This window comes from Streptomyces sp. NPDC047841 (assembly GCF_040704085.1).
Taxonomy (GTDB): Bacteria; Actinomycetota; Actinomycetes; order Streptomycetales; family Streptomycetaceae; genus Streptomyces; species Streptomyces argyrophylli.
Map to the genome: position 1 here is coordinate 1 of NZ_JBEYRP010000041.1, position 26,422 is coordinate 26,422.

A 26,422-nucleotide genomic window follows, 5' to 3' on the forward strand; every position below is an offset into this window, starting at 1 on the left:
CTCGCCGCCGGCGGCCTGACCAACAAGGAGATCGGCCAGCGGATGCACCTGTCACCGCGCACGGTCAGCTCCCACCTCTACCGCGTCTTCCCCAAACTCGGCATCACCTCCCGCGCCGCCCTGCGCGACGCCCTGGGCAATATGCCCGACAGCCAGGACGTGTGAGGCTGAGGTGTGACCGCGCGGCCCGCCGGCACGGCACGGTGCGTACGGCCCTCCGGTGGCGCCGCGCTCAGCCCTCCGCGGGGTGGCCGCGGATGCCGTATCCGTCCAGCCAGCCGAGCACGTAATCGGCGACGAAGCGCCATCCGCTGTCGATGACCAGCGAGTGGCCCCGGTCCGCGAACTGCTTCAGGTCGGTCACGGCGGTGGTGTCGCCGTACTGCTTGTACACCGCGCGGGTGGCCGCGTCCGGTACGAGTCTGTCCTCCTGCCCGGAGATCAGCAGCAGGGGGCCCCGTTCCGGGTTGGCCACGTCCGCCACGGCGCGCGGGCTGCGGGGCGCGCCCGTACACCCGATGTCGGCGAGCAGGCGACGTGGCGCCGGCACCGCGTAGCGGTCGAAGAGCCGGTCGGACTCCTCCGCCTTCACCGTGTTGGCGAAGACGCGGTGGAACTGCTCCGCCGACAGGGACACCAGCTGCCCGGCGGGATCGTGCTCGGCGGGGTACGACAGCCGGGCGGAGGCCCCGGGCGGCGGTACGTCGTCGACCAGGACGCCGTTGATCGGGGCGGGGGCGATGGCCACCGCGGCACGGCCGACGTCGGCGGTGATGAGGTGCTGTGCGATGAGACCGCCGACCGAGTGTCCGACGATCACCGGCGCGGTCTCGAAGGACCGCACGATCTCGGCGTAGTGGTCGGTCAGCGCGTCCAGACCGACGCTGCCGAGCAGCTCCGGGGACTTGCGCAGGTCCGGGACGGCCGCGGCCTCCCCCGGCCATCCGGGCGCGAGCGCGAGGAAACCCCGGCTGGCGAAGCGTTCCGCCCACGACTCCCAGGAGAGCGCGTGCAGCCACGCGCCATGGATGAAGACGACGGGAGTACGTTCCACGGCTGGCTCCTCCGAGCATGACGACCATCCGGCACCGGAACACCGGCGACTGTTTCAGCATCGTTCAGGCACGGATCAAGGGCGACAGTCGAATGACTTAATGTTCGCGGCCGTGGCACGCGGGCCCGGACCGGCCCCTCGGCCCGACCCCCGGACAGGACGCCCGAAGACGGAGAGCGGTCCGCTTGGCGGGCCGCCGTCACGGCGTTCACCGTCACTGCGGTGCGTGTTCGACGGTCAAGTTACTTATGTACGGCGATCCCACGACGGCAAGAGTGGGTAGGGCCAGCCTCCGCCCCAGGGAAGGATCTACCCGTCATGAGCGGCTACCAGCCAGGTGTACAGGCCAGCCCAACGGCACCGCACGGTCGTCCTCAGCTGAGCTTGGACATCGAGCGCGTGCTGGACGTCTCCGCCCGGCAGGCGATCAGGGCCGAGTTCAGCTACGACCCGGAGCGCCCCTTGATCGTGTGCGTGGAGTTCCTCATCGCAGGCGGCCCGCGCGTCCTGTGGCGGATCGGCCGCGACCTCCTCCACCAGGGGCTGTACTCGATGAGCGGCTTCGGTGACGTCCAGGTCTGGCCGACGAACCTGGAGGAGCGGGCCACGGCGCGGCTCCAGCTCGCCTCCGGTGACATGGCCGCGCTGTTCGAACTGCCGGTGCCGCCGCTCGCGGAGTGGCTGGACCACACCTACCAGCTCGTTCCCGCCGGTGACGAGCTGGCCGCGATGGACTGGGACATGACCGCGGCGGACCTGCTCGGCGGCCGGGAGGCCGCATCCGACTGATCACGCGGGACGCTCCCGGCCCGCGGGACGTCGGGCGGCGACGAGGACGGGGCCGCCCGGAACCGTGGGGAACGTCCTCGGCTCCTCCAGCCCGAGGGCGGCGAGTTCCTCGCCCATGCGCACCGTGTCGAAGGAGTTGCCGCCGCCACGCGTCGCGGTCCACCGGCCGACCGAGCGGCGCAGCGCGTCGTCGGCGGCGGGGTTGGTCCCCGCCACCAGCCACGCGCCCGGCACCAGAGCCGCGGCCAGGCGCGGGAGAGCGGCCCGCAGCGCCTCCTCCGAGAGGAAGGGCGCGGGCAGCCAGATCAGTTCGTAGCGCTCCTTCTCCGACAGCTCCGCCGCGTCCTGACGGCGCAGGCTGACCCGGGCGGCGACGGCCGGATCCGCCGCGGCGAGTTCCGCTCCCGCCAGGTCCAGCGCCCGCTCCAGGACGTCGATCCCCTCCACCCGGGCCGCGGGGAAGCCGGCGGCCAGCACTGCGGCCAGCGCGCCGACACCGGTGCCCACGTCGAGGATGCGGCTGCCCTCCGCCTGAAGCCGCCCGGCGCACCCCGGCAGTTCCGGCACGACCTTCCCGGCGAGCGCACGGCCGGTCGCGGCGGAGGCCCGCCCCTGGCCGAGGAGCACCTCGTCGTCCTGGGCGCCCCACCCGGGCCCCGCGGAGTCCTCCGCGTCCGAGGCGGCGGCCGAGACGGCCTGGCGCAGCGAGCTGAGCTTCGCCTCCACCGCGCTGCGCGCCGTCAGGGCGTCCGCCTGGAGGAGCGAGGGGTGGACGGCGAAACCGCCGGCGTCCCTGCGGACCAGGCCGACGCTCTCCAGGACCGCCGTACGCCGCGGGTCGCCCGCGAGCACGTCCTGCAAGGGCTGCGACAGCGCCTGCCGCTGGGTGCTCACCACGGCGGCCATCGCCCAAGCGGCCGCCTCCAGGGTGGCCACCGGGTCCTCACCGAACGGCAGGGCGCCGCCCGGGGCAGGGCCGGTGTTCTCTGGCGATGCGGACACGGAAGCCTCCGGAGAGCGCTGTTCTACGACACATGTCCCTTCCTGCTGGACACACACATGCTGCCACACACGGAAACACATACGGAACAGCGCCGAGTGTCTTCCGCTCCGTTCGCGGAGCCGTTCCGCTCCGGTTCCGGGGAGTCCTTCCGCCGCAATTCCGCGGAGCCCGCGCGGTCGGCATGCTGTGTGACCATCCACACCTTCTTCACCGGCCGTTGCGCTGCGGCCCCGAGCACGGCAGAGTGCTTCGCTGCCGCATGCGCCAGACAGGACATGTGCGTGCGCGGCGACTCGGCGTCACGGACGAACCGGAAGGAACACGCGTGAGCACGATCTCGGTCCGCGGATTAGCGGTGGCCACGGCCACCACGGTCACCGCTGTCGGAAGCGTCGTCGGCATCGCCTCGGGCAGCACCGCGCAGGCCAACGACGCCGGGGCGACGGCGGCGGACGCGACGCTCCTCATGGACATCCCCGCGGGCGGACAGGCGCAGGTGCAGACCGCGTCCCTGGCGCAGCAGGCCGACGCGCAGGCCATCGCCGCGGACGTGAGCGCCAGGAAGGACGCCGAGGAAGCGGCCCGCAAGGCCGCCGCCGAGACCGCGATCGCCAAGAAGGAACTCGCCGAGAAGGCGGCCAAGGAGGCGAAAGAGGCGAAGGAGGCGAAGGAGCGCACCGAGGAGAAGGCCGCGGCCAGCCGTGGGACCGACGTCCGCGACTCCTCCAGCTTCCCGGCCCAGGGCAGCTACACCGTCGCGCAGATCCAGGCGATGGCGCGCCAGATGGTGGCGAGCAGCCAGTTCCAGTGCTTCAGCAACATCGTGACCCGCGAGTCCGGCTGGAACTACCGCGCGGTGAACGCCTCCTCCGGCGCCTACGGCCTCTTCCAGGCCCTGCCCGGCTCCAAGATGGCCTCGGCGGGCGCCGACTGGCAGACCAACCCGGCCACCCAGATCAAGTGGGGCCTGAACTACATGAACAGCTCGTACGGCAGTGCCTGCCAGGCTTGGACGTTCTGGCAGGCCAACCACTGGTACTGAGGCCCCTCGGCCGAACGGGACGGCACCTCGCGTGCGTCGGCCCCCGGGGCGGACGCACGTGAACTCCGTGAGACCAGCGCTCGTTCCCGTAACGGAGGAATCCCGGCCCGCGCCCGGCCGGGGAGCCCCGCCTCAGGGAGTGGACGTCGCTATGGCCACGGAACCGGACTGGGACCTGGGCGTCTTCGCTCCCGGCTTCTTCGGGGCGATCGTGCGCGGGTCGACCGCTTCTCCCGGCGCGCCCTCGCGGTACAGGCCGTCGGGCAGGCTGTCACGGTCGTGGGGCAGCAGGAAGAACACCCGGCGCTTGTACAGGCCGCTGTCAGGGTCCGGGGAGGCGTCCTCGTCCAGCAGCGCGTACCCGACCATGCGGCCGTCGCGCGCGTACGGCGGCTTGGTGTTGCGCCGCCTGGTCTTGTCCAGCGCCTGACGGACGTAGTCGAGCCGTTCGAGGTTCTCCAGCCACACCACCTCGGCCTCGTGGATGAGGTCGCTCTCGGTCAACAGCGAACTCATGGCTGCAGCCTCTCCTTCGTCGGCGTGCTCCCCGGCCATGGGACATGGCCGGGCATCTGTCCGTGTCGCTCCGGCCCGCCCTTCCCCGGGGGACGGGCCGCTTCTCGGGGGCTCACCGCACCCGGGGCCCGCTCACCATCGTAGAGCGCACTCCGACGACCGTGTAGGCCACGTGGTGGAGAGAGCAGACAAACGGAGGCCGTCATGAGTGCTCCAATAGGGCGATGCCAGGATAATATTTCCGGCCATTTGACTTGATCATGTCGGCGGGCGAAGCCACGCCCACCTCCTGGCGGACGCGGTTGGCGAAGGCCCGGGGCGTCGCGGGCCGGATCCCCTCGCCGGCGTTGCACCACGAGCTGTACTCCGTGTAGAGGAGCCCCTGCTCCACCCTCAGCTCCTTCCCCTCGCCGTCACGCGTGCAGCATTCGGCGAGGAAACGGCCGATGTGGTCCTCGGTGGTGGCGTAGGCCGTCGTGGCGATACGGACCCTGTCAGGCCCTTCCAGCGGGTCCCTGGTGCGCAGGTAGCGCTGTGCCCCCTCGATGAGCCAGTGGAGGATTCCCGGCCCCTCGTCACGGACCAGCTCGAAGGCGAGGTTGTCGATCCTGCGGTGCGCCGGGACCGTCCGGGTGAAGGGCAGCAGCCGGATGCGCCGCCAGAACGCGAAGCCGCCCGTGGACACCTCCGGGCGGTGGTTGCCCAGCAGCCACAGGTGGTGCGTGGGGGTGAACGAGAAGTAGTCCTGCCGCATACGGCGGGCCTTGATCTTGTCACCGCCCGTCAGCAGGCGGACGCGCGCCTCGTCGAACTTGTCGTTCGGCTTCAGCTCGCTGCACACCACCAGGCGGCGCCCGTGCAGCTCGGTCAGCTCGGTGGAGTGCTCCGAGAAGGCCCCCCGGTCCATCAGGAAGCCCGGCGGAGCCGCGTCCGCGTAGTCGCCGAGGATCTGGATCATGATGTCGAGCAGCACCGACTTGCCGTTCTTGCCCTCACCGTGCAGGAAGGGCAGCACCTGCGCACCCACGTCGCCGGTGATGGAGTAGCCGAGCAGCAGGTGCAGGAAGTCGATCATCTCCCGGCCCTCGTCGTCCTCACCGAAGGTGTCGGCGAGGAAGCGGTGCCAGCGAGGGGTCTCCATGGCCTGCGGGGCGACGCTGGTGGCACGGGAGTGGAAGTCACGGGTGGGGTCGGGCTTGCGCAGGTGCCCGCTGTGCAGGTCGACCACTCCGACGGGGGTGCACAGGGCGTACGGGTCCCCGTCCAGCCTGTCGGGGGAGACGGAGATGTCCGGTGAGGCCTTCGCCTGGGTCAGGAGCGCCTTCAGGCCGGTGGTGGACAGCGTGCGCCGCTTGTGGTTCGCCAGTTCCCGGTCGCTGAAGACCCCCCGCGGGTCGGTGGCCGGCATGTCCTCCGCCATCTCGCCCGCGGCCCACAGCGCGGCCTTCTCCCCTCCCCCGCGCTTCCACCGGTAGCCGTCCCAGGCGAACCAGCCCAGTCCCTCCACATGCCGGAACTGATCGCGGTGCATCTGCACGAACAGGCGGGCGTTTCCCCGGTCCGAGAGGGAAGGAGGCAACGGGGGGGCCGAGGAGGCGGCGCCGCCGCCGAACGACGCCACAGGAGCGTTGACGAAGCCCTGCGCGGGCAGACGTGCGGGCGCGGCCACCACTTCCACCGTCTCCAGGTCGAGCATCTGCTGAGCGGCGGCCTGCGGATCGAAACGCGGTGAGCCTTCGGCGCTGCTGCTCATGGACGTCCTTTGAGGTGAAGAGGGCGGACGGACCCTACGGCAAGGGCGTCGTCGACGATCTTTTCATTCCTGGTCTGCTGCCACGGCCGGGCGTAGGAAGCGACACGGACAAGTCGGTCACGAATGGTGGCGTGGTCGAGATGGCCCGCGCCGACCAGGCCGCCGGCCGTGTAGGCGGCGCGGTTGAGCTTCTCGGTGAACCCCGTCCCCTCGGGGGCGGCGGCGCACTCCGCGACACTGGCGATCAGGGGGTCGAGCAGCCGCTCCGCGGAGGAGGCTCGCCGCTGCGGCCGCGCGCCCGGGGCGGGGACGGCGGCCACGGCGGGCACAGCCGGGCGCTCCGACCCGAGCACGTGTCCCGTGCGGCGCAACTCGCGCTGCAGCCAGTCCGGGAGCACAGCCGGACGGCGGGCCGTTCCCTCCGCACGGTAGACGCCCTGCGGCGTGCGGGTGCCGGGGGCGACGATGTAGCCGCCCTCGGCACGTACGTCGACCTGCCAGGCGAGCGCGGTATGGCGGGCTGACCCGGTCGAACACCTGTACCGCGTCGACGTGTCCGGATTGCGGTACCAGACGTGCAGACCACCTGAGGGAGTACGTACGCGCAATGTGTTCTCGTCCTCGGCAGGGGAGGTTTCACCCCGGTAGGCGGCCAGGAGAGCCAGCGTGTCGAAACCTGAGGCCAGCCCGGCGAGCTGCACCTGGTCGGGGATCGGGATGCCGGGGAGGAGCCGTCCCCGGTCCGGCACGGGGGCCTGGTGGGCATCGATGTCAATCACGACGAGGCCTGCGGGACCGCAGGCGACTCCGACACCGGCGGCGGGCGTGTCGGCCCACCAGCGTTCGATGAGCCCGGGATCCCTGGTGGCGGCGTGGAAGCCGTGACAAGGCCGTCCTGCGGGCAGACAGGGGCACGCCGACGGTTCGTGCCGGCGGCCCGAGCAGGCGGGGCAGTTCCCCACAGGGGTCTTGCGTCCCGGTGTCAGCGGGTGAACCGGCCAGCCCTGGGCCGCACACCAGCGCGCGACCGCTCGCGGCGACCCGTGCGCAACACCGGCTGCACTACGGCTGCTCTCGTCTTCGCGGCGCACGGGAATCGTCCTCGTCACTTCTGTCTGCCCGATCACTTCACACACCTGGCGTGGGACGTTGCCCCCACCAGGGACCGAAGGGACTCTGATGCCAAACGAGTGTAAGGCCCGCTTACTGAAAAGGGAGTGTCTGTCTGACCCGCGTGCCGTTCTATCAGTTTCGTGGGTCCCTTGGGTCCCTGGCTAGGTGCTCCGCTCCCACCCTAGGGGCTGAAGGGACTGAACAGCACGGTGAACTTTGCCTGCGTTTCGGGGAGGAACCGGGCGAGGCCCGCCCCAGCGGGGCGGGCGAGGGGCCAAAGGGTCCAGGGACCAACGGCCAGGGGCTGGAAATCCGGACGATCCCTGCCCGTGCTGGGAGCATCATCGCAGGTCAGAGCCTTAAGCCTGATCAGGGGAGGGACTGTAGGGACTCAACGTCGCCATTATGAGCTGTACTTGAGTGTTGTGTTGTATGCGCGCGCGTGTACGAATACATCTCTTCTCTACGTCATAATTGCGCTTTTCAGTCCCTACGGTCCCTCTCAGACCCTGTCTCAGTGCTCTGACCTGCGAAAACACCAGGGACGGAAGCCCAGGGACCAAAACAACAGCAGTCCCTCCCGCCCCTCCGGTCAGCCCCTGCGCCCCGCTCCAGGCCCTGGTGCCTCCAGGTCTGCCGTGTCTGGGCTGTCTGCCCTGCCGGCCCCTGTAGACCTTTTGAGTCCCTCCGGCCCTTGAGTCCCTTGCGCTGTCCCGGAGTGCGAGTCCCTGGCGCCGCCGCCCCGGGCGAGCCGCGCGGCAGGGACTGAACCTTTTCGGTCCCTACCGCCGTTCACCTTGAGAAGGCGCAACGTTTCTCTTCGGTCCCTGGGCAAGCCGTGCGGGCGGTCTCTTCGGGGGCCCTGACGTGTCTTCAACCTGCCCTAGGGGAGAGGCTCAGCCCCTCTTTAACAGGTTTTTACGGACAGGGCGTATTTGTCAACCACCCGGAGGCTGCGCGTCGCGGGCACGCGCGGCTAGCAGGCCCTCTCCCCCGCCAGTGATGAGACGCCGCCTGAGGGACTGGCGGCCTGACGGCACAGGGCTGGAGGGGGCGGATGTTGTTGTACTACGCGGCGCAGGCGCAGGCCCTAAAGGCTGTCGAACTGTGCTGGCGGGGCAGTCCCCCTCATCTGCTACTGCCGGAGCGCGCGATGTTTTTGGCTCGAGGGCAAGAGGCGCGCCCCCCAACGGAATGGTGTTGCGGCACTGCGCCGAAGGCGAGGAGGCGCTGGGCCTTGCGCTCGTAGCGACGGTGCAGTTCTTCACGTAGCGGCGAGCGATCCGTAGCGCGATGGGTCGGCGCTGTAGCCGACTGGGCAGGTGATCGAGTCGTGCACCGTGACCAGTCCAGTTCGCCGTTTCCCCGAGCCGGTCGGGGACTGTCCGGTGCAGCTCGGCTCCCACGCGGCCTTCGACCAGTACGTGAAGCGGCGGTGCACGGCCTGCCAGGGTGCTCCGAAGACTGGCGGCAACTCCCGCCAGGTGCAGCGCGATGGCGTCTCGTCGCTCCCAGCGGAGGCGCGGGCTGGTGCCGTGTGGCCGGCCTCGTTTCGGCGATCGCGGGTCGGATGTCGCGCTGCCACAGCAGACACCAGTACGTGTCGTGGTCGTAGCTGCGGTCCGCCAACAGCATGTCAGGCCCAGGTCTGGACCGTCCGACGACGCCCGGCACCGGTGGCACCTTGCCCGAGCAGGGGCAGCCGCTGGGTGACGTCGTTGCGTTTCGAGCCGGTCAGGGAGACCGGGAGTGGGATGCCCTGCCCATCGACAAGGACGTGGTGCTTGCTGCCAGGCCGTGCCCGGCCGACCTGGCTGGGCACGCTTTTTGCCCCTGGTGGCCGTCCGCCCGTAGGAGGAGTCGATCACCGCCCTCGGCCAGGCACCAGATGCAGCTGCTCCCCCACGCTGGCTTCGTTCCCCTCGGCCAGGCGCCGCCAGCAGGTACTTCCACTGGATCCCGGTGTGCAGCGCGAACAGGATCCCGCGCAGGCCCTGCCGGTCCAGCCCCCGAGGCCGGCCCGAGACAAGCTTCGGCCCCGGCTTGGGCAACCATGGCTCGATGGAACGTATCGACCAGTTGGCGGGCCGGGTACGGCACCACGAACGGCCCTCGCTGTCCGTTGTGGCTGGCAGGCGATCACAGACTCGGTCATCCATTCGGACCGTTTCGGCAGGGTGAGGATGGCCTCGGAGTCGGGGGCAGGCGCTCGTCGAACGCCGGGAACAAGAGGCAAGGGAGGGCGACGTGGGGGCGCTCCCCTGGGCCAGGCCCCCGGTGTTCGCATGTCCCTTCTGTCCAGGTTTCCTAGTTCCGGGCGGATCGCTAGAGCTATTACGACGTAGTAGCTCCGCGCCTGATGGCCCCTCCTCCCCCGTTAGCGTCTTCACGGCCATCCCTTGTTGCTCATGATTCGGCGGATGGGGTCACCGGGTCCGGTGGCATCGACGTCTGCCTCGGCCTGGATGTCGGCGAGGCCACCGCCGTTCCCTCGGCCGGGAAGAAGACGTTCGACACGCGTCTGCCCAACGCTGCTGTGGCCGAAGACGTCGAGGATGGCCGAGCGGCTGGACGAGCAGACCGTCACCGTTCCAGGGACCGAGGCGGCCGTGTGATCGTCCCGAGCCTGGCCGGGTCCGGTCCCTGGCCGCTTTCCTTGACCAACGGAACCTGCTGGCCGGGCGGATCGAGGAACTGTCGGAGGACCGCCCTCCTTCGAAAGCCCTGACGCCGACGCCGGGAGTCTCGGTGTCGCGGCCGAAGCCAGGATCCTGAGCGAGGTGAGTGACAGCAGTACCGTCCCGACAGTCGGCCACCTCGCGGCCTATGCCGGTCTCGCTACAGCGGGCCTTCTTCCACTCCATGTCCGCCGCCCTGGCCAACCCAATATCGCGGGCCTACTACGACTAGAAGATCGCCCAAGGGGAGCCGCAACGAACCGGAGTCATGTGCCTCAGTCCCCTGATCTGCGGTCTGCGAGGAGCACGACTCGATCGGCCTCGACGTCGAAGCCGAGTACTGGATGGCCGCAGTCGCCCTCCGGTTCCATCAGCACGGGCTTGCCCAGCCGCCGCCCGATCTCCCGAAGGAAGCCGCAGAACACGTCAAGTCGCTCCTGGCCCTGCAACTCACGCAGGTCGACGTCGAAGTCGACTTCATCGTCAGCATGAAAGCGGAAGATCGCCAACACATCCACGGTCGGCCAGACCCGGAGGTTCGGACACTCGGCATCTGCTGGACGAGACAGCACGGTCTCCGCCCGCGGCACCGGAAGCACCGACTCTCCCTCGGAGTACTGGCATGCCCAGCCCCTCTCCGCGACAAGATCGAGAACCGCCTGCCAGTCCTCCACCGAGGCGTTTGAAACACGCACATCCGGCAGCGACCCCATCAAGTCCTGGTCGAAGAGGAAACTCACGTCATCCCACAGCAGATCAGCCACCCCGCCATGCTGCCTGGGTGTCTGCGTTTCTTACGACCTTGGGAGCGATTGGCCTGGGAAGGCTGGTCGCCTGGCTCGGTGGACGGGTGCGCATGAGATCTTTCTTTTCATGAGTACACCACCAGACGGATTGCCTATCTACCGAGTCTTGACCGGCCCGGACGACGCCGCGTTCTGCCATCGCGTGAGCGAAGCGATAGCTCTTGGCTACGAACTGCACGAAGGCCCTGCGGTCACTTTCAACGGTGAGAGGGTCATCGTCGCCCAAGCGGTGGTATGGCCAGCACAGTCGTAGGACTTGTGGTCGCGGTCTGCCAGTGACACGAGAAGGGCCGTACGGGTTCGGCGAGTTGTGACGCTTGCCAGGGCCCGTGCGGCCTGCTCCCATCCTGCCCTGTCCGGGGTCTCCCGCGCATACTTCGGCGAGTTGCTCGAAGAACTTGCTCCGCGTTGGGAGGCTACGCGTGAGTTGGCGCTGCGCCAGCGGCGCGGCCAGGACCCGCGTCGGGCGGCAGGTGCCGGACCGAGGCTGCGGCTGGTCTTCGTGGACCGGCTGCTGGTTACGCCGGCGCACCTGCGGCTCGGTTTGCCGCAGGCGGCGCTCGCCGAGCTGTACGTGGTGGACTGCTCCACCATCTCGAACGCGGTCCGCTAGGTCCGGCCGCTGTTGGCGGCCTGCGGCTTCGCCGTTCCCGGCCGCCCCGGCATCCGGTTGCGCACGCTGGAAGACCTGTTCGCCCACGCCGACGCCGAGGGCGTCGAGCTGCGGATCGACGGCACCGAGGTCCAGGTCCGCCGTCCGAAAGCCGGCCGTCCGGGCCGCAAGGCCTTCGTGTCCGGCAAGAAGAAGCAGTACACGATCAAGACCACGACCTTCCGAGCACCACGCCTGCCGCGAGCGACGTCGCCAGCAGTCCTCGGCACGGATCCATGTCCAGCACACCAACGCTGAGTGCAAACAGTGGCGGCCCCTGCAGCGGTTCACCAGCCGCCGCGAGACCTACACGGAGACCCACCTCGCCATCGCCGGGACTGGTCTCCGACCGCTCCGCCCGTAGGCCCACGCGACGCAAGCCCGGCACCGAACTCGTGCTCCCCCGGCAGGCCGCCTGTTGATCACGCCCAGCCGGCCCGTCACGAGCATGCCCCGACGTCAATCGCTCCCGAGGTCGTTAGTCCCGGGCAGACCGCGAGAGCTATTACGACGTAATAGCTCCGCGCCTGATGACCCCTCCTCCCCCTCGTTAGCTTGGGCTCACCAGGTCCGGCGGCATCGACGAGCTACTGATGAGACCTGAACACCGGCGCCCTCTGAGCCGGAAGGGCTCTCCGCAACGTGGATGTGGCAGCTCGGCGCCGAGGCCAGGTCGGAAGGCCGGATGAGCGCGTTACGGTGCGGCCTGCACGTGATCGACACCAGTGACCTCGATGTCTTCCTCGGCCTCGACGTTGGTGAGGGCGAACGCCACGCCACTGCCGTGCCGGCTGGCGTGCGCGAGGGGCATGGCCGCTCAGTCGCCTATCTTGCGAATCTGACGGCGAGATGGATCGCCGACCTCTGTTCAGGCGAAGCCACTCATGCCACGACCCGGGTGCAGGGTCTTCTGGAGGTCTGCGAGGAGTACGACTTGCTCGGTCTCGATATCGAAGCCGAGCACTGGATAGCCACAGCGCCTTCCGGTTCTATCAGCACGGGGGGCTCCCCCAGTCGTCGCCTGATCTCCCGTAGGGCACTCGACCCCCGCCGGACGGGACAGCGCGTCTGGCAACAAGCCCGTCAAGGCCGGGTCGAAGAGGGAACTCACGTCATCCCACAGCAGGTCAGCCACCCCTCCACGCTGTCCGGCTCACCGATGTCGAAGACGATTCACAGACTGTGAAACAACGGTCGGGCGGGGCAGGATGTGCGCATGAAGAAGCGCGTGCGAAGTGCGAGCCGCCCCACAAAACCGCTGCTCAAGCCGCCTATGCGGATCGGCTCCCTTGATGCTCCGGCCGTCGTCGGCGAACTACGCAAGATGCACGAGGACGCAGAGGACCCAGACGTGGAGCGCATGCCTGCCGATGACGAATTGTTCGGTGCGCTCGTGTATGCCGAGAAACACGTGCAGGCGTTGCGGGGGCAGCCACCTGAAGTGCAGCGTGCTGCAGCGCTGAAGCGCGTGCAGCTCTGGGAGTACCTTCGTGAGCAGACCGAGATCCACCAGGCGCGAGCAGTGGACGACGCCCGCCGAGCGGGAGCCCAGTGGATCGAGTTGGCTCCCGCGTTGGCTGTCGGCGCACCGAACGCCGCCTACAACAAGGCGAAGCGACTGAAGGCCGTCCAGCTCATCGACGGAACGCCTCACGCCCAGCCCGTACGTCGGACGCCTGAGGCAGTCCTCGATGCTGAGCGGCGGATCGCCTTGGAGAAGGCTGCCGAGCGTCGCGCCCAGGAGGCGGCGCAGCGGCGGCATGAGCTGTTGGTCCCGGTGGCCGCCCGTCTGTTGGAGCAACGCCAGTCCTTGCAGTGCGACGAGGACGCCGACTACTGGTTGGAGGAGATCGAGGCGGTACTCCCCCATTGCCAGACTCCGCTGCAGATGGTGAGCCTCAACCGCTACCTGGACGCGGCCCTGCGGGCTCTGGCCAAGGTGGAGAAGCGGACGGGCCGTTCACCGGCATCGACCGAGGAGGCCCGGCTGGCTCTGGCCGCTGCTGTGGAACTACAGAAAGGACCGGGGACCAGTCACGAACCCGACTCCCCCGGTGCCATGGCACATCGCGCGTAAGTGTCGTTTCGTTCAGAGTCTCCGGCTATTACGCCGTAATAGTTGGAGGCCCCCGAAGCCGAGCACGCCGACGCTGCTCTCAGCTGGGTCATGCTGGCGATGCCTGGGCCCCGGACCACGCGGAACTTGAACGCATAGCCCCGTTGCTGCCACGGCGACCCTCCCGGCACCGCCGCTCCCCCGGTCGGCTTCCGGTTCCGGGCCGTGGCGCACTGGTCTGCGGTGGCCTGGCGCGATGTGCAAGCCAGGTGGTGAGTGCTCGGGCGTGATCGCCTCACGCCGACTGCGGGGCTGGACCGACGCCGGGGTGCGGCCCCGCCTGCGCACAGCACTTCTCGCTGAGCTTCGTGATGGCGTGGGTTCCTCGCCGGTGGACCGGAGCCGCCCAGGCCCCAAGCACCAGGTGAGGGTGGACCGCCACGGCACCCTAAGAAGGGCGACGAATCTCTGAAGGCCACGCGGAGTCCTGGCCGGCTTGGGAGCCATCGCGCATGGCCCGGGCCTGATCGAGGTCAACCGTCCGCGAGCATCGAGGTCGTGGGTTGGTTGCAGCTCGGACGGTTCGACGCGTGTCGTGTTCCGACAGGGCTCCACACGGCACATCCGCCGTCGACCTATTACGGCGTAATAGCTTCGCCCCGCACGACGGGGTTAGGAGTTCGGCTTCGCGGAGGGCATCGTGGCTCGTTGAAGCGAGGCACTGCGGCCATGCGATCAGTCTCACCCGGCGCCGGGCGTGATGATGAATGAGAGCGGACGGCAGCGGCCTTCTCCGTCCAGATTGACCTTTGAGCTCAGCCCGCTGCGGGACCGGCCAGGGGGCGTGCTCGCTTTCGGTATCGGCTCGGCTAACGTCTGGCTGATCCCTCCACCGCCCTCCTAGGTGTGCTGTTCGGGCAGGTTGATGACGGGCCTGGCTGGTAGGTGGCCGCTGCTGCCGGTGTGGGGCCGGTGGTAGGCCCATTCCTCGAGCAGGGTGCGGTGGAAGCGTTCGACCTTGCCGTTGGTCTGGGGCCGCCAGGGCCTGGTCCAGCGGGGGCTGTTGCCGAGGTCGCGGCAGGTGTCGTGCCAGGTGCTCTGGTGTGGGCCCAGGCGTGGTCGGTCAAGACCCGTTCGACAGTGATGCCTGGGCGGCGAACCGGGCCGCGGCCCGCGTGAGGAAGCCAGCGCAGGTGGCGGCGGTCTCGTCGGGCAGGTCTTCGGTGGGGGCCAGGCGGGTGTGGTCGTCCAGGGCGGTGTGCAGGTAGGCGTATCCGGTGCTGCGCCGGCGGTCTTGGTTGGCCCGGCCGGCTGCGCGGCCGAGAACCTTGTGGCCGCCGCCGTCGGGGATGCGGCCGAGTTTCTTGACGTTGATGTGGATCAGTTCGCCGGGGCGGGTGCGTTCGTAGCGGCGGACGGGCTCGCCGGTGGCCCGGTCGCAGGCGGCCAGGACGGGCAGATGGTGCCGGACGAGGATGCGATGGGCGGTGGAAGCGGCGATGCCCGTCCTCGCGGCCAGTCGTACCGAACCGATCTGGTGCTCTCATCGCAGCCGGACGACCTGTTCTTCCACGGCGGCCGGGGCCTGCTGCGGCGATCGAAGCGTCCCGGGACAGCACAGCTAGCTGTATTGACCCGCAGGGTTGTTTACGCGGCTGATCGATGGGTGGCCGCCGAGTGCGGTGTGGCAGCGGTGGTGGTTGTAGGTGTGCAGGAAGTCTGCCAGGGCTGCTGTTCCTTCGGTGTTGCTGGTGTAGGGCCGCAGGTAGGCCCATTCGTCGAGCAGGGTGCGGTTGAAGCGTTCGACCTTGCTGTTGGTCTGCGGCCGGTAGGCGCGGGTGAGCTTGCCTCTCGCGCCGAGGTCGGCCAGGGCCTGCTGCCAGGCGAAGCTCTTGCGGTAGGGACCTCCCCCTGAGTGGTGGACACGCTGATACTGGATCTGATGAGCAACCGCCTGCCGTGAATGGTCAGCCGGGCATTACGGTGGGACACGAAGACCTCCGTGTGGTGCAGTCCTAGACAGCTCCACCACACCGGAGGTCTTCGCCTTGATCAAGCCCCGTCGGCGTTAACAACGCTCGTGATCAATACAGCTAGAGCGTGTGTCGCGCGGGTTCTAGGTTGGCTGACGTGAGTGTGTGGGGGGCGGAGTTATCGATATGTCGGACCGGCCGAGCTGAAGGCTGCGGTCCGTCCTGGTGACGGTGGGCGTCGGATCGGCTCGGCGGTTGACTTCGATAGCTGGATCACTGAGCAGTCAGCAGCGGAGCTGACCGACCCGTTCACCTACGTGGTCGGCACGAACGGTGTGCTTGGGCTGGCGCCGCTGCGGAGCGAGCGCGTGGCCAGTGCTGGCGGGGACATGGTTCTGGGGCTGTCGAGTTCAGCTTCGTGCGTAAGGGGGACGGGTGGGCCGTGAGCGAGGTCAGCAACCAGTCCACCGGGTACTGCCCGGACGTCAGCCCCTGGGCCTTGGGGGTGGTTGCCCACGCTCTGGACGCTGTAGGGCTGCCAGGGGCACAACATCGTGCGCGAGGACGACTTCGTCTGCGTCTGCTGCGGGCAGCGATCTGCCCGCAGCATGGAACGTGGACCCACCATGCTGTAACGGCGAAGGTCACAGCCACTGGCCCATGGCAGCGACGAGGACGGTCGCCTCGTAGCGGGCGGGGAGCTTGTCGTAGCGCGTGACGACAGCGCGGTTTCTCTTGAGGCGGTTGATGCGACATTCGACCGTGTGGCGTCCGCAGTAGTGGGCCGGGTCGAAGGGTGGCGACCGACCGGCAGGGGAGCCGAGCTACTAGCGGTTTCGTGTCCGGTCGGCCTTGTCGTCTTGGCAGCCCGCACCCAATCAGGGCGGACGCTTAGTCGGCCCGGCCGGCCAGATCAAGGGCGCGCGAACCTTCGCCAGTAGAGGCGCATGCACCCGTCGTACGAGCGACCCAGCCCGTGATCACGAGGCTCGATGAACACGCCGCCTGGCGGTCAAGCTCCGCTTCCGTCCGGCCCGTATGCGGTGGCGGACGGCCAGGCCGGTGACCAAGTAGCCGTCATCAGCGATCACGGCCGGGCGGATGCCACCACCAGGCGGGTGCCGGCGGCGGCGCATGCGCCGAGAACCGGTAGTTGCGTGAGGAGGCTGCGACCTTACGGGCACGCGCCGGCGGTGGCAGGTGAGCGGTCGAAGAGCGGGGCACGCTGCCGGATGGTGAGGTTCGCGCGGTAGTACACCGCGACCAGCAGCACTTGCGCGGTCAGGGAGCTCGCGCGACCTGCTGATGGCAGACCATGTCAACCCGCTCGCGAGCGTTGGGCCACTTCCCACGCGGGCTATTACGCCGTAATAGGTCACCGGCAGAACTGGCGCTCGCCAGCGGGGTCTACGACAACTGGATCACCCAGGAGCATGGACCCCGCTGGGGTTGAGCAACCGGCCCCTTTCGTCGCCCGCCGGCCCGACGTGGCTCTGCTGCCTGGGCGTGCGCCCCCTCCGGTGAGGGGAGCCGCTCAGCCTCGGTCGCGTGGGTGGATTCGGTGCCCCATCTGGACGCCTGAGGTGTCGTCAACGGCTGCCAGGCGGTGGTGGGTGCCCGGATTTTGATGAACGTGGCTGAGCCAGGTGGGGGGCTGATGGAGACACACGCGCGCCTGATCGTGCCCGTACCGGTACGTCGTGGCTGACTTTCTGTGGTGCCGGAGCAGTGGGGGAGAGGGGAGTGCGCGATCGGTGACAGTGCCTACGTTCACGGGCCTGAGCCGAGTCCGGGAACCCCGTACGGCGCTGGGTTTAAGTAAAGAGAGCAACACCTCTGGAAAGGGCTCTGACCTGCGGAAACAGTGGTCCGGACCCAGACCGTGTGAACTGCCAGGCAGTTCCTGTGACAGCAGAGGCGGATCCGTGGAACCGAGTGCCCAGTTCCACGGATCGTGGCAGTCAGTTCCCCTGAACCGCTACCACGGCTGGGGGAACCGCCAGGCAGTTCCGAGGGACTGCCAAGCAGTTCTCAGGAACCGCCACCACGTCCACAGGAACTGAGTACCGCTGTTCTACAGCAGCGGTAGATTGACGTCACGTACATCTCTCACGCGGGTGTAGCCGGTGTCGAGGAGTTCGCGAAGTGATCCGTGACGACAGACGACACGGCCGACAGGCGGAGTTGATTGACTTCCTGCTCATGTACGTTAGGTTCATGAAGGCGGCTCGAAGGCCGCTCTCAAGGAACGGTGCGGCAATGACCCATGCACGGAGGGCCTGTTGGGAGCAGCACGCAGACTGGTCGATGCCGACACGGGCGAGCCAGTCCTCTATGCGCCATACGCCTTCTCCGGCAGGCACACCCAGGTAGACAAGGCCAGGGTCGAGGCCATCACGGAGTCGAAGGCGTTCACGCCCAGCCAGAAGTTCCTGGTCCTCTGGTGGATCGGCGTCTCTCCGGAAGGGATGGAGCCGTTGAGGGCCACGGGAGCCGACATCGCCAAACGGGTGGGCATGTCGACCGACGCCGTGGGGAAAATCAATAGGAAGCTGACCAAGCACCGCATCCTGGTAGTGCGTGGACGTATCGGAAATTACAACCTTTACCGCATCAGTCCTTACATCGCTTTCCATGGCACAGGCTTGGAACAGCGTGAAGCGGTGAAATCATGTAATCCACCAGACATCCCCGGCTTCGACGAGAACACGCCAGCACGGTGGGAGGCAAAGTGACCAGCGACGACAGGCAGCAAAACCTCAGGCTGCTGGAGGCCACGGCCGGCATGACCGCCAACCAGCGCCTCGTCGTCATGCTCTACGCTCTGCACCCGACTGATCGCTCAGGCGCCGTCCTGGAAACCGCTGCCCAGCTGGCCAAGCTGGTCGGCATGGCGCCGCCTGTCTTCTCCAGAACGCGCAAGCAGGTCATCGAACTCGGGTGGCTGGAGCAGACGGAGAAGATCGGTCACATCAAGTACTACCGGTTGACCCCGGGGCAGCTGGGGGAGCGGGTCGTGGTCCCGTTCCGCCGCGCCACCTGAGGCGCTCTCCGGATCGATCTGAGGCGGTCCGCGGATCGCGCCAGATGTACGTCACGTCAATGAGGTGCGATCCGTAGGACGCCTTTGACTGTCGTCCCGGCAAGAGGCGAGTCCTATGTCGGTCCCTTTGTGGGCTGCTTGATGGTCCAGTGTCAGTCCCTGTCGGTCCCTTGATGGGTCCAGTGTCAGTCCCTTGTCGGTCCCGTCGGTCCCTCGTTGGCTCCTCTCTGGTTCTTGGCCGGGCCGGAGGCGCAGGCTGAGTCGCTTCCGAGGGGGAGGGGCGCTCGGCCCCCGGGTGGGGTCCCTGATGCGTATTAGTCGGGCACATCAACCCATAACGGGCCCTCTTTCGAACAGTTCGATTCTTCGCTCAGAACGATTCTCCCGTAGACGCCTCCGAAGCGCCCAAGACGATTTCGCGTGGAGAACGGCCCCACAGCGGCCGTCGGCAGGGCTCTGCCGGGGTGCGGACACTGTTCTCCGCCTCTGCGTCGGCCGTCCCGTTCTCGCCCAGCGTGATCACACGCCGCTTGCCCGACGCCTCCATGCTGTTCCGCGGTCCGTATGCACCTCGGCACACATGTGAGTGGAGACGCCGAGACGGCGGCTGTTCGGGATACGTGTCTCTATACTGACGTCGCGGCCCATCCCGTACGCCGGAGAACGCGCATGTGTCGCTTCCTGAAGTCGTCGGAAAAGGTGAGAGGTGGAGAACCGTGAACTTGCCGACAGGGTCGCCCAGCTCCTCGGGGAGCCGGGGCCCCTCGGCATCGTCCAGGCCGGTGATCCCGTCCTCCGGCAGAAGACGGCTTCCTACGACGGGCAGCTCGGCGACGACGTGCTGCGGCAGCTGATCGGCAGGATGCGCGAGACGATGGAGAAGACCCACAACGCCGTCGGTCTCGCCGCGCCCCAGGTCGGACTTCCGCTGCGACTCGCGGTGCTGGCGACGCCCGAGGCGCTCACCGCCCGGCTGGTCGAGAGCGGCCGGGAGCCCGTGCCGTTCACCGTGTTGATCAACCCTTCCTACGAGCCTGCGGGCGGACCGCAGACGATGAGCTTCGAGGGGTGTCTGAGCGTGTCCGGCTGGCAGGCCGCGGTGGCTCGCCCCGACCGGATCACCCTGACCCGCGAGGACGAGACGGGCCGGCGCCTCGTGGAGGAGCACGCGGGGCTCGGGGCCCGGATCGTGCAGCATGAGACCGACCACCTCGACGGGGTGCTCTACCTCGACCGCGCCGAACTGCGTTCCCTGTCCACGGCGGAGCAGGTGGTGAAGCGGTGGGGCCCCGCGGGATTGGCGGCTACCGCCGAGCAACTGGGCTTCCGGCTGCCCTGACCAGCCGCCTTCGACCCACGTCAGCGTACACATGTGTGACTTTGAGGACGGCACACGTGTGGCGAAGTCGGTGCGGGCGCTCCCTCATGGCCGATGGGTGTGAGGCACGTGTCGATCGATCACCCTGGTGCGCCTGGGGCCTGCCGCAACAGTGACAGCGGGGCGGCGCGGCGTGTGCACCCGTGGCGGCGCAGCCGGTGACGGGCGAGCCGTCGGTGAGCCCCTGAACAATGCCAGTCACCGCCTTGACTGGTGACGCATAGCCCTGCCATGATTGCGTCACCACCCCAACCGGTGACAGGACAGGTGTCCGGCCGGAGGTGCCCGCACACCACTCGTTCCAGACCGGGAGCAGCAGCCATGGCAGTCAGCTACACCGCCGTCGTCGACGTCGACGGAGAGGGCCGCAACGGCGGCCACGTCCGCTCCTCCGACGGCCTGCTCCAGACCAGCCTCGCCCTGCCCACGGAACTGGGCGGCGCCGGCACCGCGACCAACCCCGAACAACTCCTGGCCGCCGGCTGGGCGGCCTGCTTCCTCGGCGCCCTGCGCCGCGCCGCCACCACCCGCAAGATCCGCCTGACCAGCACCACCATCACCGCCGAGATCACCCTCACCCACGGCGACGACGGCGAGTTCACCCTCTCCGCCGTCCTCAACCCCGTCCTCGGCGGCGTCGACCAGAGCACCGCCGAGGAACTCGCCCACGCCGCCCACCAGCTATGCCCGTACTCCAAGGCCACCCGCGACAACATCCCCGTCACCATCAACGCCACCGCCGCCGCCTGACACCCACACCCACCAGACCGCGGGTCCCGTGCCCCTTCCCCCGGCACGGGACCCGCTTCGCCCCCGACCACGACGCCGTGACACGGCACACGTGACCGCGTCGAGCCGGGGGACCGGGACACCTCGGCCGGCCGGTCGGCTTAGGACGTCGGCTCGCCGGGCCGAACCGAACACACCGTCAGGTGACTGAAGCGGGCATGCCGTTCCCGGGCGACAGTGAGTACGGAGACGGCGAATGCCGGTACGTCGACACATGGCCCGCAGACCCACCACCACATTCGAACCGAAAGCGAGATACCCCATGGACATGAAGCTCGAAGTCGTCATCCTTCCCGTCTCCGACGTGGACCGCGCCAAGGGCTTCTACGTGGAGCAGCTGGGCTGGCGCCTGGACGCCGACTTCCCGATCCACGACGGTTACCGGATCGTGCAGGTGACGCCACCCGGTTCCGAGTGCTCGATCATCTTCGGCGAGGGTCTCACCGAGCAGCCGGCGGGCACGCTGCACGGCCTCCAGCTGACCGTCACGGACATCGTCAAGGCCCAGGAGGAGCTGACCGGCCGCGGTGTGGAGGTCACCGGGCCGTTCCGTGACGAGACCGGCGCCTTCCACCACGCCGGTGACTCCCACCGGGTCCCGGGCCTCCACCCGGAGCGGGCCAGTTACGGCACCTTCGCCGCCTTCAAGGACCTCGACGGCAACGAGTGGTTCCTCCAGGAGGTCACCGAGCGCGCGCCCGGCCGCTGAGACCAGGTCCCGGCGCGGCCGACACCCCCGCCGCGCCGGGACCGCCCGTGTGTTCGGGCACCACGACACCCACCCGACCGGCACGCATCCACCGGAGGACACATGCCGACCGAGAACATCCGGACCTACGACGTCATCGTGATCGGCGCGGGCCCGGTCGGCGAGAACGTAGCGGACCGCACCGTCGCCGCCGGGCTGAGCACCGTGCTCGTCGAGAGTGAACTGGCCGGTGGCGAATGCTCGTACTGGGCCTGCGAGCCCAGCAAGGCGCTGCTGCGCCCCGCGCTGCTGCGCGCGGACGCCACACACGTTCCGGGGCTCGACCCGGCCGTGAAGAACCCGCTGGACGTCGAGGCCGTCCTGGCACACCGCGATCGCATGTCCGCCGACTGGAAGGACGACGGGCAGGTCGAGTGGATCAAGTCGGCCGGCATCGACCTGGTGCGTGGCCACGGACGCCTGGAAGGGGTCCGTGAGGTGTCGGTGCGGACACCCGAGGGCGACACCGTCCGGCTCCGGGCCCGGCACGCCGTCGCGGTGTGCACCGGCAGCCGCGCGGCCCTGCCCGACCTGCCCGGGATCGACACGCTGCGGCCCTGGACCAGCCGGGAGGCGACCAGCGCCCGGCGGGCGCCGGGGCGCCTGGTGATCGTGGGCGCCGGTGTGGTGGGCGTCGAGATGGCCACCGCCTGGCAGGCCCTGGGCAGCCGGGTGACCCTGCTCGCCCGCGAGGACGGGCTGCTGCCGCGCATGGAGCCCTTCGCGGGCGAACTGGTCACCGAGCGTCTGCGCGAGGCCGGTGCGGACGTACGGTTCGACGTCTCGGTCGTCGCCGCGCGACGGCTGGGCGACGGCGAGGTGCGGATCACGCTGTCGGACGGGGACGAACTCACCGCCGACGAGATCCTCTTCGCCACGGGCCGCGCTCCGCGTTCCGAGGACATCGGGCTCGGCACCGTGGGGCTCGCCCCGGGCGACTGGATACCCACCGACGACAGCCTGACCGTCACCGCCGTCCCCGGGAACTGGCTGTATGCCGTGGGCGACGTCAACCGGCGGGCGCTCTTCACCCATCAGGGCAAGTACCAGGCCCGTATCGCCGGAGCCGTGATCGCCGCCCGCGCCCGGGGCGAGGAACTCGACACCGGCCGCTGGGCCCCGCACAGCAGCACGGCCGACCTCGAGGCCGTTCCCGGCGTCGTCTTCACCGATCCGGAGGTCGCCTCCGTCGGTCTGACCGCGGATCAGGCCGAGCGTGCCGGCCGCGCCGTCGACGTCGTCGACTACGAGATCGGCCACCTCGCGGGTGCCGTGCAGTACCGCCCCGACTACCGGGGCCGGGCCCGTGTCCTCATCGACCGTGACCGCCACGTCGTCGTCGGCGCCACGTTCGTCGGGCCGGGCGTCGGTGAGCTGCTGTACTCGGCCACCGTCGCCATCACCGGGGAGGTGCCCGTCGAGCGCCTGTGGCATGCCGTACCCGCCTTCCCCACCATCAGCGAAGTGTGGCTGCGCCTGCTGGAGACGTGGAGGGACTCATGACCACCGCACAGGACCTCATGCTCGTCGTCCTGGGGCTGCTGCCCGAGCAGCCCGTGGAGCAGGGCGACCTGTCCCTCGCGCTGGCGGGGGCCGAGGCGGTCGATCTGCTGGAGAGCGGGGCGCTGACCCTGGACGGCGAACGCATGGTGCCCGGTCCGCGGGTGGCGACCGGTGACCGTCTGCTGGACCAGGCGGCCGCCTCGCTCGCCGGGCATGAGCCGCACGAGACGGTCGAGGACTGGCTGTGGCGCCGCGGCCGGGAACTCGCCGCGGCCTATGTCGACGACCTGGACCGGGCCGGGCTCTTCGTCCACCCGCGGCGCCACGGCTTCCACCTGTGGTCGGGGCGGACCGTGCCGGCGGACTCGCCGGAGCGGGCGCGCGCCGAGGAGCGCCGGGAGTCCGGCGAGCCCGTCCTCGCGGCTCTGCTGGCAGCCGTGGGGATCGGCGCCGGCCCATCGGCAGACGACGGGAGCGCGACCGGGGACGCGGTCACGACGGTGCTGGCCGCCGTGGGGGACGCGGTGACGAGCCTGGAGGCGCTGCGGCTGCGCAGGGACGTCGAGAACGCCGCGTTCGACAACATGTGGCGGGGCTAGGGTCCTTCGTTCGGATCAGGCCGGATCAGGGTGCGGCACAGGGCCCGCGAGCCCGGCATGATCCGGACGGAAAGCCCTGGGGGACGGTCTGCGGCCGGATGGGTACGGCGGCGGGGGAGCGGGCCGTCACACCCGTGAATGAACTGACACCCATGAGCGAACCGAACGGATTCACCGCGTTGACGTGGGGCGCGGCCGGCGGTCCGGGTCGCGCGCGGCGCCTGTGTTCGCCGAGAGGCTGCCGGTCCGTCGGACACGGGGGCGGATCCGGGTGAACCTTTCGGCCCCGCCCGTCCGTGGACACAAGGAGGGCGGAGAAAGCCGGGTGGGTCGCCCGCCGGCAGGGACCCGAGGGGAGACGCGCTTGTGGGGACCGGCGCCGAGTTGTCCGGCGGGGGCCGCGCGACGGGGCGCCGCACCGTCGGCCGCGCCCTCGCCGCACCGCCCGGAAGTGGCTCACCCGTCCCGCGGGGCGAGACCCGCCGCACCGGACACGTACCGGTGTCCGGTGGCGGGACCACCGCCGACGGGACGGGCGCACAGGTGTCAGTCGGCGGACTCCGTCGCGGCCGAGGCCGGCTTCACCAGGGTGTACATGACGGAACGCTGCTGCTTGTGACGCCGGATGCGGCCCTTGGCGACCAGGGCTTCCAGGGTGTTCCGGACCACCTGCGGGGTGGGGTTGCGGTCCGGGTGCTTCTCGAGCAGCTCGTCCCGCAGCTCCTTGGCCAGGCGCGGCTCGTCGTAGCCGGCGAGCAGGTCCGTCAGCAGGTCGCCGAGCAGAGGCCGGTGCGACTTCCCCTTCGCACCGGCCTTCGCCGCCCTGCCCTTGGCCGCGGTCCTGATCGACGCCGAACGCCGCGAAGCGGTTCCGGAGACGGGCTTCGCCTTCGCGAGGACCGGCTCGTCCTGCAACTGCTCGGGCAGACGTGACGGGTCGGCGAAGCCCTCGTACCGCTCGGCGAGGTTCAGGATGTCCGCCAGGAGGGCCTCCTCCTGCTTCAACGCCCTGATCCTCTCCTCCAGCTCCTGCTGTCGCCGGCGGTTCTCCTCCAGGTCCGATGCGGCTTGTTCCACGTACCGCGACCGGAGCGTGGCGGCTGATTGGCTGGTCACAACCGTTCACTCCCTCGATATGGATGACGTTGCGCATGGTACCCACGCCGAGGGTCCCGTGCAGATAAGTGTCGACGCCAGACGGTTCGCCGGGCATGTTCACTCTTCACGATAAGCGCGATGCGCCCGATGCACGTGGCAAGTGCCGGCTTTTCACACGGCTTCCCGGACGTGACAGCCACCCGCACGAGGTTCCCCTCGAACAGACTGCCCGGTGAGTGTGTCGTCGAACCCTCTGCGCACCGGTGGGACGGGAAGCACCCGCCCCACCGGTCCCGAGGTCACATCGCCGCGCGTTCGCGGGCGATCAGGGCGGCCGCACCGGCCGGACCGTGGTGCACGGGTCCGTGGCCCGGCAGGACGGTGTCCGCGTCGATCCCCTCCAACACCGCGAGGGACTGAAGAGCCCTCGTGCGGTCGGTGTGGAACATGTCGGGCAGCAGTTGCGGTCCGCTGACGCGTGACGTGGGGTGCGCCGTCACCAGCGCGTCACCGCTGACCAGGATGCCCCTGCCGGGCAGGTGGTACGCGCAGTGCCCCCTGGTGTGACCGGGGGTGTGCACGGGCACGGGGGCGCCGGGCAGGTCCAGGGCTCCCGGCGCGGGGAAGGCCCGCGGCTCGCGGACCGGAACATGGCTGGTGCCGCCCGCGCGCAGGGCGTGCACGGCCCACGGGAGCACGCCGGGCCGCCACGCCTGGCCGAGCACCTGTCCGACCGAGACCTGGTCGAGGAAGTCGCGGCGGGCGTGCGGCACCTCGTCCCCGTGCATGAGGACGGGCACGCCGTGCGCGGAGCGCAGGTGTTCGGCCGCACCGATGTGATCGTTGTGCGCGTGCGTGACCAGAACGGCGGCCACCGAACGCGGGTTCAGCCCGACCGCCCGCAACGAGGCGAGCACGGCGTCGCGGTCGCCGGGGTAGCCGGTGTAGATCAGGGTGCAGCTGTCGCCGTCCTTGACGATCACCCAGTTGGTGTGAACTGGCGGTCCTGGGAGACCGGCGGCGGGGAGGGGAAGTCGTTCAGGTTGCTCACAGCTGTGACTCCTTGTATCGGATGACGGAGGTTCGGGAGAATACGTTTGCCGGTAGGCGGTGACGGTCCGCCGGTCAGCGCCGGCCCGCGGGCGAGGGCGTGCCCCACGCGTCGCACACGGCATCCCGCAATGCCCTGACGGCCTCGTACAGCTCCGACGGCAGGGGAGTGTGCGGCACGGCGGACGGCGTACCGGGGCGGCCCCACAACGGCCTGGCCCACGCGGACTCGTGGACCGGGCCGGGGCCGACCGCCGCCGTGCGGGCCTCGTGGACCAGGCGGCGCCAGCACACGGACGGTGCCTCACGGATCGCCTCCGGCCCGAGCGGTGCGTCCCCGCTCGGGCCTTCCAGGGCCGCCGGCAGTCGGATGTTCGCGGCCGTCAGCACGGCGATGGCGCGGGCCGCGAACTCGGTGCGGGCCGTCGTCAGAGCCTCCATGACGCTGTCGCCCAGCTGGGGGGCGGCCAGCTCACGAAAGCGCCGGCTGACGAAGTGGACCCCGGCTGCGCGCCCGTCGGCACCCACGGTGACCTCCACGACGCCGTCCTTGGAGCACGCCGTCACCGACAGCGCCCTCATCTGCTCCCGGGCCCTGGTCAGCACGCCGTACTGCTCGGCGAAGTCGGCAAGGATCTCCTCCAGGCGGCTCCCCGGTGGCCTGTCCATCGTCCTCCTCTGCCGGTGAATCCGCGCACGGGCGGCATACCTCGAAGCGGCCGGACGGCCGCGTCTGCCGCGGACACGTTCCGGGCCGTTCTCGTGTCCGGGCCAGGCGG

Annotated in this window: 23 protein-coding genes and 9 pseudogenes; 17 read left to right on the top strand and 15 right to left on the bottom strand. The window is 69.4% G+C overall.

Going from position 1 to position 26,422, the window contains the following annotated elements; genetic code table 11:
* A partial coding sequence (locus AB0947_RS38795; RefSeq protein ID WP_366755134.1) for a helix-turn-helix transcriptional regulator occupies positions 1-165 on the top strand: 165 nt, incomplete at its 5' end.
* A 67-nt stretch (positions 166-232) separates the two neighbouring features.
* Here AB0947_RS38795 and AB0947_RS38800 read toward each other — a convergent pair.
* The gene (locus AB0947_RS38800; RefSeq protein WP_366755098.1) at positions 233-1,054 is read right to left on the bottom strand and encodes an alpha/beta hydrolase; all 822 of its coding nucleotides are present in this window, start codon (positions 1,052-1,054) and stop codon (positions 233-235) included.
* A 318-nt stretch (positions 1,055-1,372) separates the two neighbouring features.
* Between AB0947_RS38800 and AB0947_RS38805 the strand changes: the two genes are divergently transcribed.
* Positions 1,373-1,843 (top strand): SsgA family sporulation/cell division regulator, encoded by a 471-nt coding sequence (locus AB0947_RS38805; protein ID WP_366755099.1) that lies wholly within the window; start codon positions 1,373-1,375, stop codon positions 1,841-1,843.
* On the opposite strand, the gene AB0947_RS38810 is transcribed toward AB0947_RS38805, so the two are convergent.
* Positions 1,844-2,845, bottom strand: a complete 1,002-nt coding sequence (locus AB0947_RS38810) for a methyltransferase domain-containing protein (protein ID WP_366755100.1) — start codon at positions 2,843-2,845, stop codon at positions 1,844-1,846.
* 326 nt (positions 2,846-3,171) lie between these two features.
* Here AB0947_RS38810 and AB0947_RS38815 point away from each other — a divergent pair, with 326 nt between their 5' ends.
* Positions 3,172-3,888, top strand: coding sequence for a transglycosylase SLT domain-containing protein (locus tag AB0947_RS38815; RefSeq protein ID WP_366755101.1), 717 nt, complete (start codon positions 3,172-3,174; stop codon positions 3,886-3,888).
* 132 nt (positions 3,889-4,020) lie between these two features.
* Here AB0947_RS38815 and AB0947_RS38820 read toward each other — a convergent pair whose 3' ends face one another.
* The 5 genes and pseudogenes from AB0947_RS38820 to AB0947_RS38840 form a co-directional block, all read right to left on the bottom strand.
* Positions 4,021-4,404, bottom strand: a complete 384-nt coding sequence (locus AB0947_RS38820) for a DUF6009 family protein (protein WP_014669013.1) — start codon at positions 4,402-4,404, stop codon at positions 4,021-4,023.
* Positions 4,405-4,606: 202 nt separating this feature from the next.
* Entirely contained in the window at positions 4,607-6,157 is a 1,551-nt protein-coding gene (locus AB0947_RS38825) for a phage/plasmid primase, P4 family (RefSeq protein WP_366755102.1), read from the bottom strand.
* Positions 6,154-7,254, bottom strand: a complete 1,101-nt coding sequence (locus tag AB0947_RS38830) for a bifunctional DNA primase/polymerase (RefSeq protein ID WP_366755135.1) — start codon at positions 7,252-7,254, stop codon at positions 6,154-6,156. Before AB0947_RS38830 ends, AB0947_RS38825 begins: the two co-directional genes overlap by 4 nt.
* 1,612 nt (positions 7,255-8,866) lie before the next feature.
* Positions 8,867-9,291, bottom strand: a pseudogene (locus AB0947_RS38835) (transposase); the annotation flags it as partial.
* Between the two features lie 932 nt (positions 9,292-10,223).
* Positions 10,224-10,712 carry a hypothetical protein gene (locus tag AB0947_RS38840; RefSeq protein ID WP_366755103.1) on the bottom strand — a complete coding sequence of 163 codons (489 nt, stop codon included), beginning with the start codon at positions 10,710-10,712 and terminating at the stop codon, positions 10,224-10,226.
* A gap of 109 nt (positions 10,713-10,821) precedes the next feature.
* Here AB0947_RS38840 and AB0947_RS38845 point away from each other — a divergent pair, with 109 nt between their 5' ends.
* From AB0947_RS38845 to AB0947_RS38870, 6 genes and pseudogenes are all read left to right on the top strand, one after another.
* Positions 10,822-11,007 carry a DUF1737 domain-containing protein gene (locus AB0947_RS38845; protein WP_366729197.1) on the top strand — a complete coding sequence of 62 codons (186 nt, stop codon included), beginning with the start codon at positions 10,822-10,824 and terminating at the stop codon, positions 11,005-11,007.
* Positions 11,008-11,139: 132 nt separating this feature from the next.
* Positions 11,140-11,367, top strand: a complete 228-nt coding sequence (locus AB0947_RS38850) for a hypothetical protein (protein WP_366755104.1) — start codon at positions 11,140-11,142, stop codon at positions 11,365-11,367.
* A gap of 12 nt (positions 11,368-11,379) precedes the next feature.
* Positions 11,380-11,664 carry a hypothetical protein gene (locus tag AB0947_RS38855; RefSeq protein ID WP_366755105.1) on the top strand — a complete coding sequence of 95 codons (285 nt, stop codon included), beginning with the start codon at positions 11,380-11,382 and terminating at the stop codon, positions 11,662-11,664.
* A 454-nt stretch (positions 11,665-12,118) separates the two neighbouring features.
* Positions 12,119-12,592, top strand: coding sequence for a hypothetical protein (locus AB0947_RS38860; RefSeq protein ID WP_366755106.1), 474 nt, complete (start codon positions 12,119-12,121; stop codon positions 12,590-12,592).
* Between the two features lie 30 nt (positions 12,593-12,622).
* The gene (locus tag AB0947_RS38865) at positions 12,623-13,483 is read left to right on the top strand and encodes a hypothetical protein (protein WP_366755107.1); all 861 of its coding nucleotides are present in this window, start codon (positions 12,623-12,625) and stop codon (positions 13,481-13,483) included.
* A 250-nt stretch (positions 13,484-13,733) separates the two neighbouring features.
* Positions 13,734-13,889 (top strand): annotated as a pseudogene (locus tag AB0947_RS38870) (IS5/IS1182 family transposase); the annotation flags it as partial.
* 323 nt (positions 13,890-14,212) lie between these two features.
* On the opposite strand, the pseudogene AB0947_RS38875 reads toward AB0947_RS38870, so the two are convergent.
* The 3 pseudogenes from AB0947_RS38875 to AB0947_RS38885 form a co-directional block, all read right to left on the bottom strand.
* Positions 14,213-14,299 (bottom strand): annotated as a pseudogene (locus AB0947_RS38875) (IS5/IS1182 family transposase); the annotation flags it as partial.
* A 63-nt stretch (positions 14,300-14,362) separates the two neighbouring features.
* Positions 14,363-14,512 (bottom strand): annotated as a pseudogene (locus tag AB0947_RS38880) (integrase core domain-containing protein); the annotation flags it as partial.
* Between the two features lie 571 nt (positions 14,513-15,083).
* Positions 15,084-15,314 (bottom strand): annotated as a pseudogene (locus AB0947_RS38885) (integrase core domain-containing protein); the annotation flags it as partial.
* Positions 15,315-15,638: 324 nt separating this feature from the next.
* Here AB0947_RS38885 and AB0947_RS38890 point away from each other — a divergent pair.
* Positions 15,639-16,125 (top strand): annotated as a pseudogene (locus tag AB0947_RS38890) (hypothetical protein).
* Here the strand turns inward: AB0947_RS38890 and AB0947_RS38895 are convergent.
* Positions 16,080-16,229: pseudogene (locus tag AB0947_RS38895) on the bottom strand (IS5/IS1182 family transposase); the annotation flags it as partial. The pseudogenes AB0947_RS38890 and AB0947_RS38895 sit on opposite strands and share 46 nt — an antisense overlap.
* Before the next feature lie 296 nt (positions 16,230-16,525).
* Positions 16,526-16,720: pseudogene (locus tag AB0947_RS38900) on the bottom strand (IS5/IS1182 family transposase); the annotation flags it as partial.
* Positions 16,721-17,717: 997 nt separating this feature from the next.
* Between AB0947_RS38900 and AB0947_RS38905 the strand changes: the two are divergent.
* From AB0947_RS38905 to AB0947_RS38935, 7 genes are all read left to right on the top strand, one after another.
* Positions 17,718-18,170, top strand: coding sequence for a MarR family transcriptional regulator (locus tag AB0947_RS38905; RefSeq protein WP_078611565.1), 453 nt, complete (start codon positions 17,718-17,720; stop codon positions 18,168-18,170).
* Positions 18,167-18,478, top strand: coding sequence for a replication initiation protein, RepL2 (locus AB0947_RS38910; protein ID WP_014669002.1), 312 nt, complete (start codon positions 18,167-18,169; stop codon positions 18,476-18,478). The genes AB0947_RS38905 and AB0947_RS38910 overlap by 4 nt, the downstream gene beginning before the upstream one ends.
* Positions 18,479-19,184: 706 nt before the next feature.
* Positions 19,185-19,817 carry a peptide deformylase gene (locus AB0947_RS38915; protein WP_366755108.1) on the top strand — a complete coding sequence of 211 codons (633 nt, stop codon included), beginning with the start codon at positions 19,185-19,187 and terminating at the stop codon, positions 19,815-19,817.
* A 360-nt stretch (positions 19,818-20,177) separates the two neighbouring features.
* Positions 20,178-20,606, top strand: coding sequence for an organic hydroperoxide resistance protein (locus tag AB0947_RS38920; RefSeq protein ID WP_366755109.1), 429 nt, complete (start codon positions 20,178-20,180; stop codon positions 20,604-20,606).
* A 301-nt stretch (positions 20,607-20,907) separates the two neighbouring features.
* Entirely contained in the window at positions 20,908-21,354 is a 447-nt protein-coding gene (locus AB0947_RS38925) for a VOC family protein (RefSeq protein WP_225814242.1), read from the top strand.
* Between the two features lie 102 nt (positions 21,355-21,456).
* The gene (locus tag AB0947_RS38930) at positions 21,457-22,896 is read left to right on the top strand and encodes an NAD(P)/FAD-dependent oxidoreductase (RefSeq protein ID WP_366755110.1); all 1,440 of its coding nucleotides are present in this window, start codon (positions 21,457-21,459) and stop codon (positions 22,894-22,896) included.
* Positions 22,893-23,495, top strand: coding sequence for a GPP34 family phosphoprotein (locus tag AB0947_RS38935; RefSeq protein WP_366755111.1), 603 nt, complete (start codon positions 22,893-22,895; stop codon positions 23,493-23,495). The genes AB0947_RS38930 and AB0947_RS38935 overlap by 4 nt, the downstream gene beginning before the upstream one ends.
* Positions 23,496-24,041: 546 nt before the next feature.
* On the opposite strand, the gene AB0947_RS38940 is transcribed toward AB0947_RS38935, so the two are convergent.
* From AB0947_RS38940 to AB0947_RS38950, 3 genes and pseudogenes are all read right to left on the bottom strand, one after another.
* Positions 24,042-24,611 carry a hypothetical protein gene (locus AB0947_RS38940; protein WP_366755112.1) on the bottom strand — a complete coding sequence of 190 codons (570 nt, stop codon included), beginning with the start codon at positions 24,609-24,611 and terminating at the stop codon, positions 24,042-24,044.
* A gap of 281 nt (positions 24,612-24,892) precedes the next feature.
* A pseudogene (locus tag AB0947_RS38945) lies at positions 24,893-25,585 on the bottom strand (MBL fold metallo-hydrolase); the annotation flags it as partial.
* Positions 25,586-25,718: 133 nt separating this feature from the next.
* A complete protein-coding gene (locus AB0947_RS38950; protein WP_366755113.1) occupies positions 25,719-26,312 on the bottom strand; it encodes a YbaB/EbfC family nucleoid-associated protein in 594 nt (197 codons plus the stop codon).
* Positions 26,313-26,422: the final 110 nt, after the last annotated feature.

Excerpts from the sequence above, each read along its gene's own strand:
- AB0947_RS38805 (WP_366755099.1), top strand. The coding sequence starts at position 1,373 with ATGAGCGGCTACCAGCCAGGTGTACAGGCCAGCCCAACGGCACCGCAC.
- AB0947_RS38865 (WP_366755107.1), top strand. The coding sequence starts at position 12,623 with ATGAAGAAGCGCGTGCGAAGTGCGAGCCGCCCCACAAAACCGCTGCTC.
- AB0947_RS38920 (WP_366755109.1), top strand. The coding sequence starts at position 20,178 with ATGGCAGTCAGCTACACCGCCGTCGTCGACGTCGACGGAGAGGGCCGC.
- AB0947_RS38950 (WP_366755113.1), bottom strand. The coding sequence starts at position 26,312 with ATGGACAGGCCACCGGGGAGCCGCCTGGAGGAGATCCTTGCCGACTTC.
- AB0947_RS38825 (WP_366755102.1), bottom strand. The coding sequence starts at position 6,157 with ATGAGCAGCAGCGCCGAAGGCTCACCGCGTTTCGATCCGCAGGCCGCC.
- AB0947_RS38935 (WP_366755111.1), top strand. The coding sequence starts at position 22,893 with ATGACCACCGCACAGGACCTCATGCTCGTCGTCCTGGGGCTGCTGCCC.
- AB0947_RS38925 (WP_225814242.1), top strand. The coding sequence starts at position 20,908 with ATGGACATGAAGCTCGAAGTCGTCATCCTTCCCGTCTCCGACGTGGAC.
- AB0947_RS38930 (WP_366755110.1), top strand. The coding sequence starts at position 21,457 with ATGCCGACCGAGAACATCCGGACCTACGACGTCATCGTGATCGGCGCG.
- AB0947_RS38820 (WP_014669013.1), bottom strand. The coding sequence starts at position 4,404 with ATGAGTTCGCTGTTGACCGAGAGCGACCTCATCCACGAGGCCGAGGTG.
- AB0947_RS38845 (WP_366729197.1), top strand. The coding sequence starts at position 10,822 with ATGAGTACACCACCAGACGGATTGCCTATCTACCGAGTCTTGACCGGC.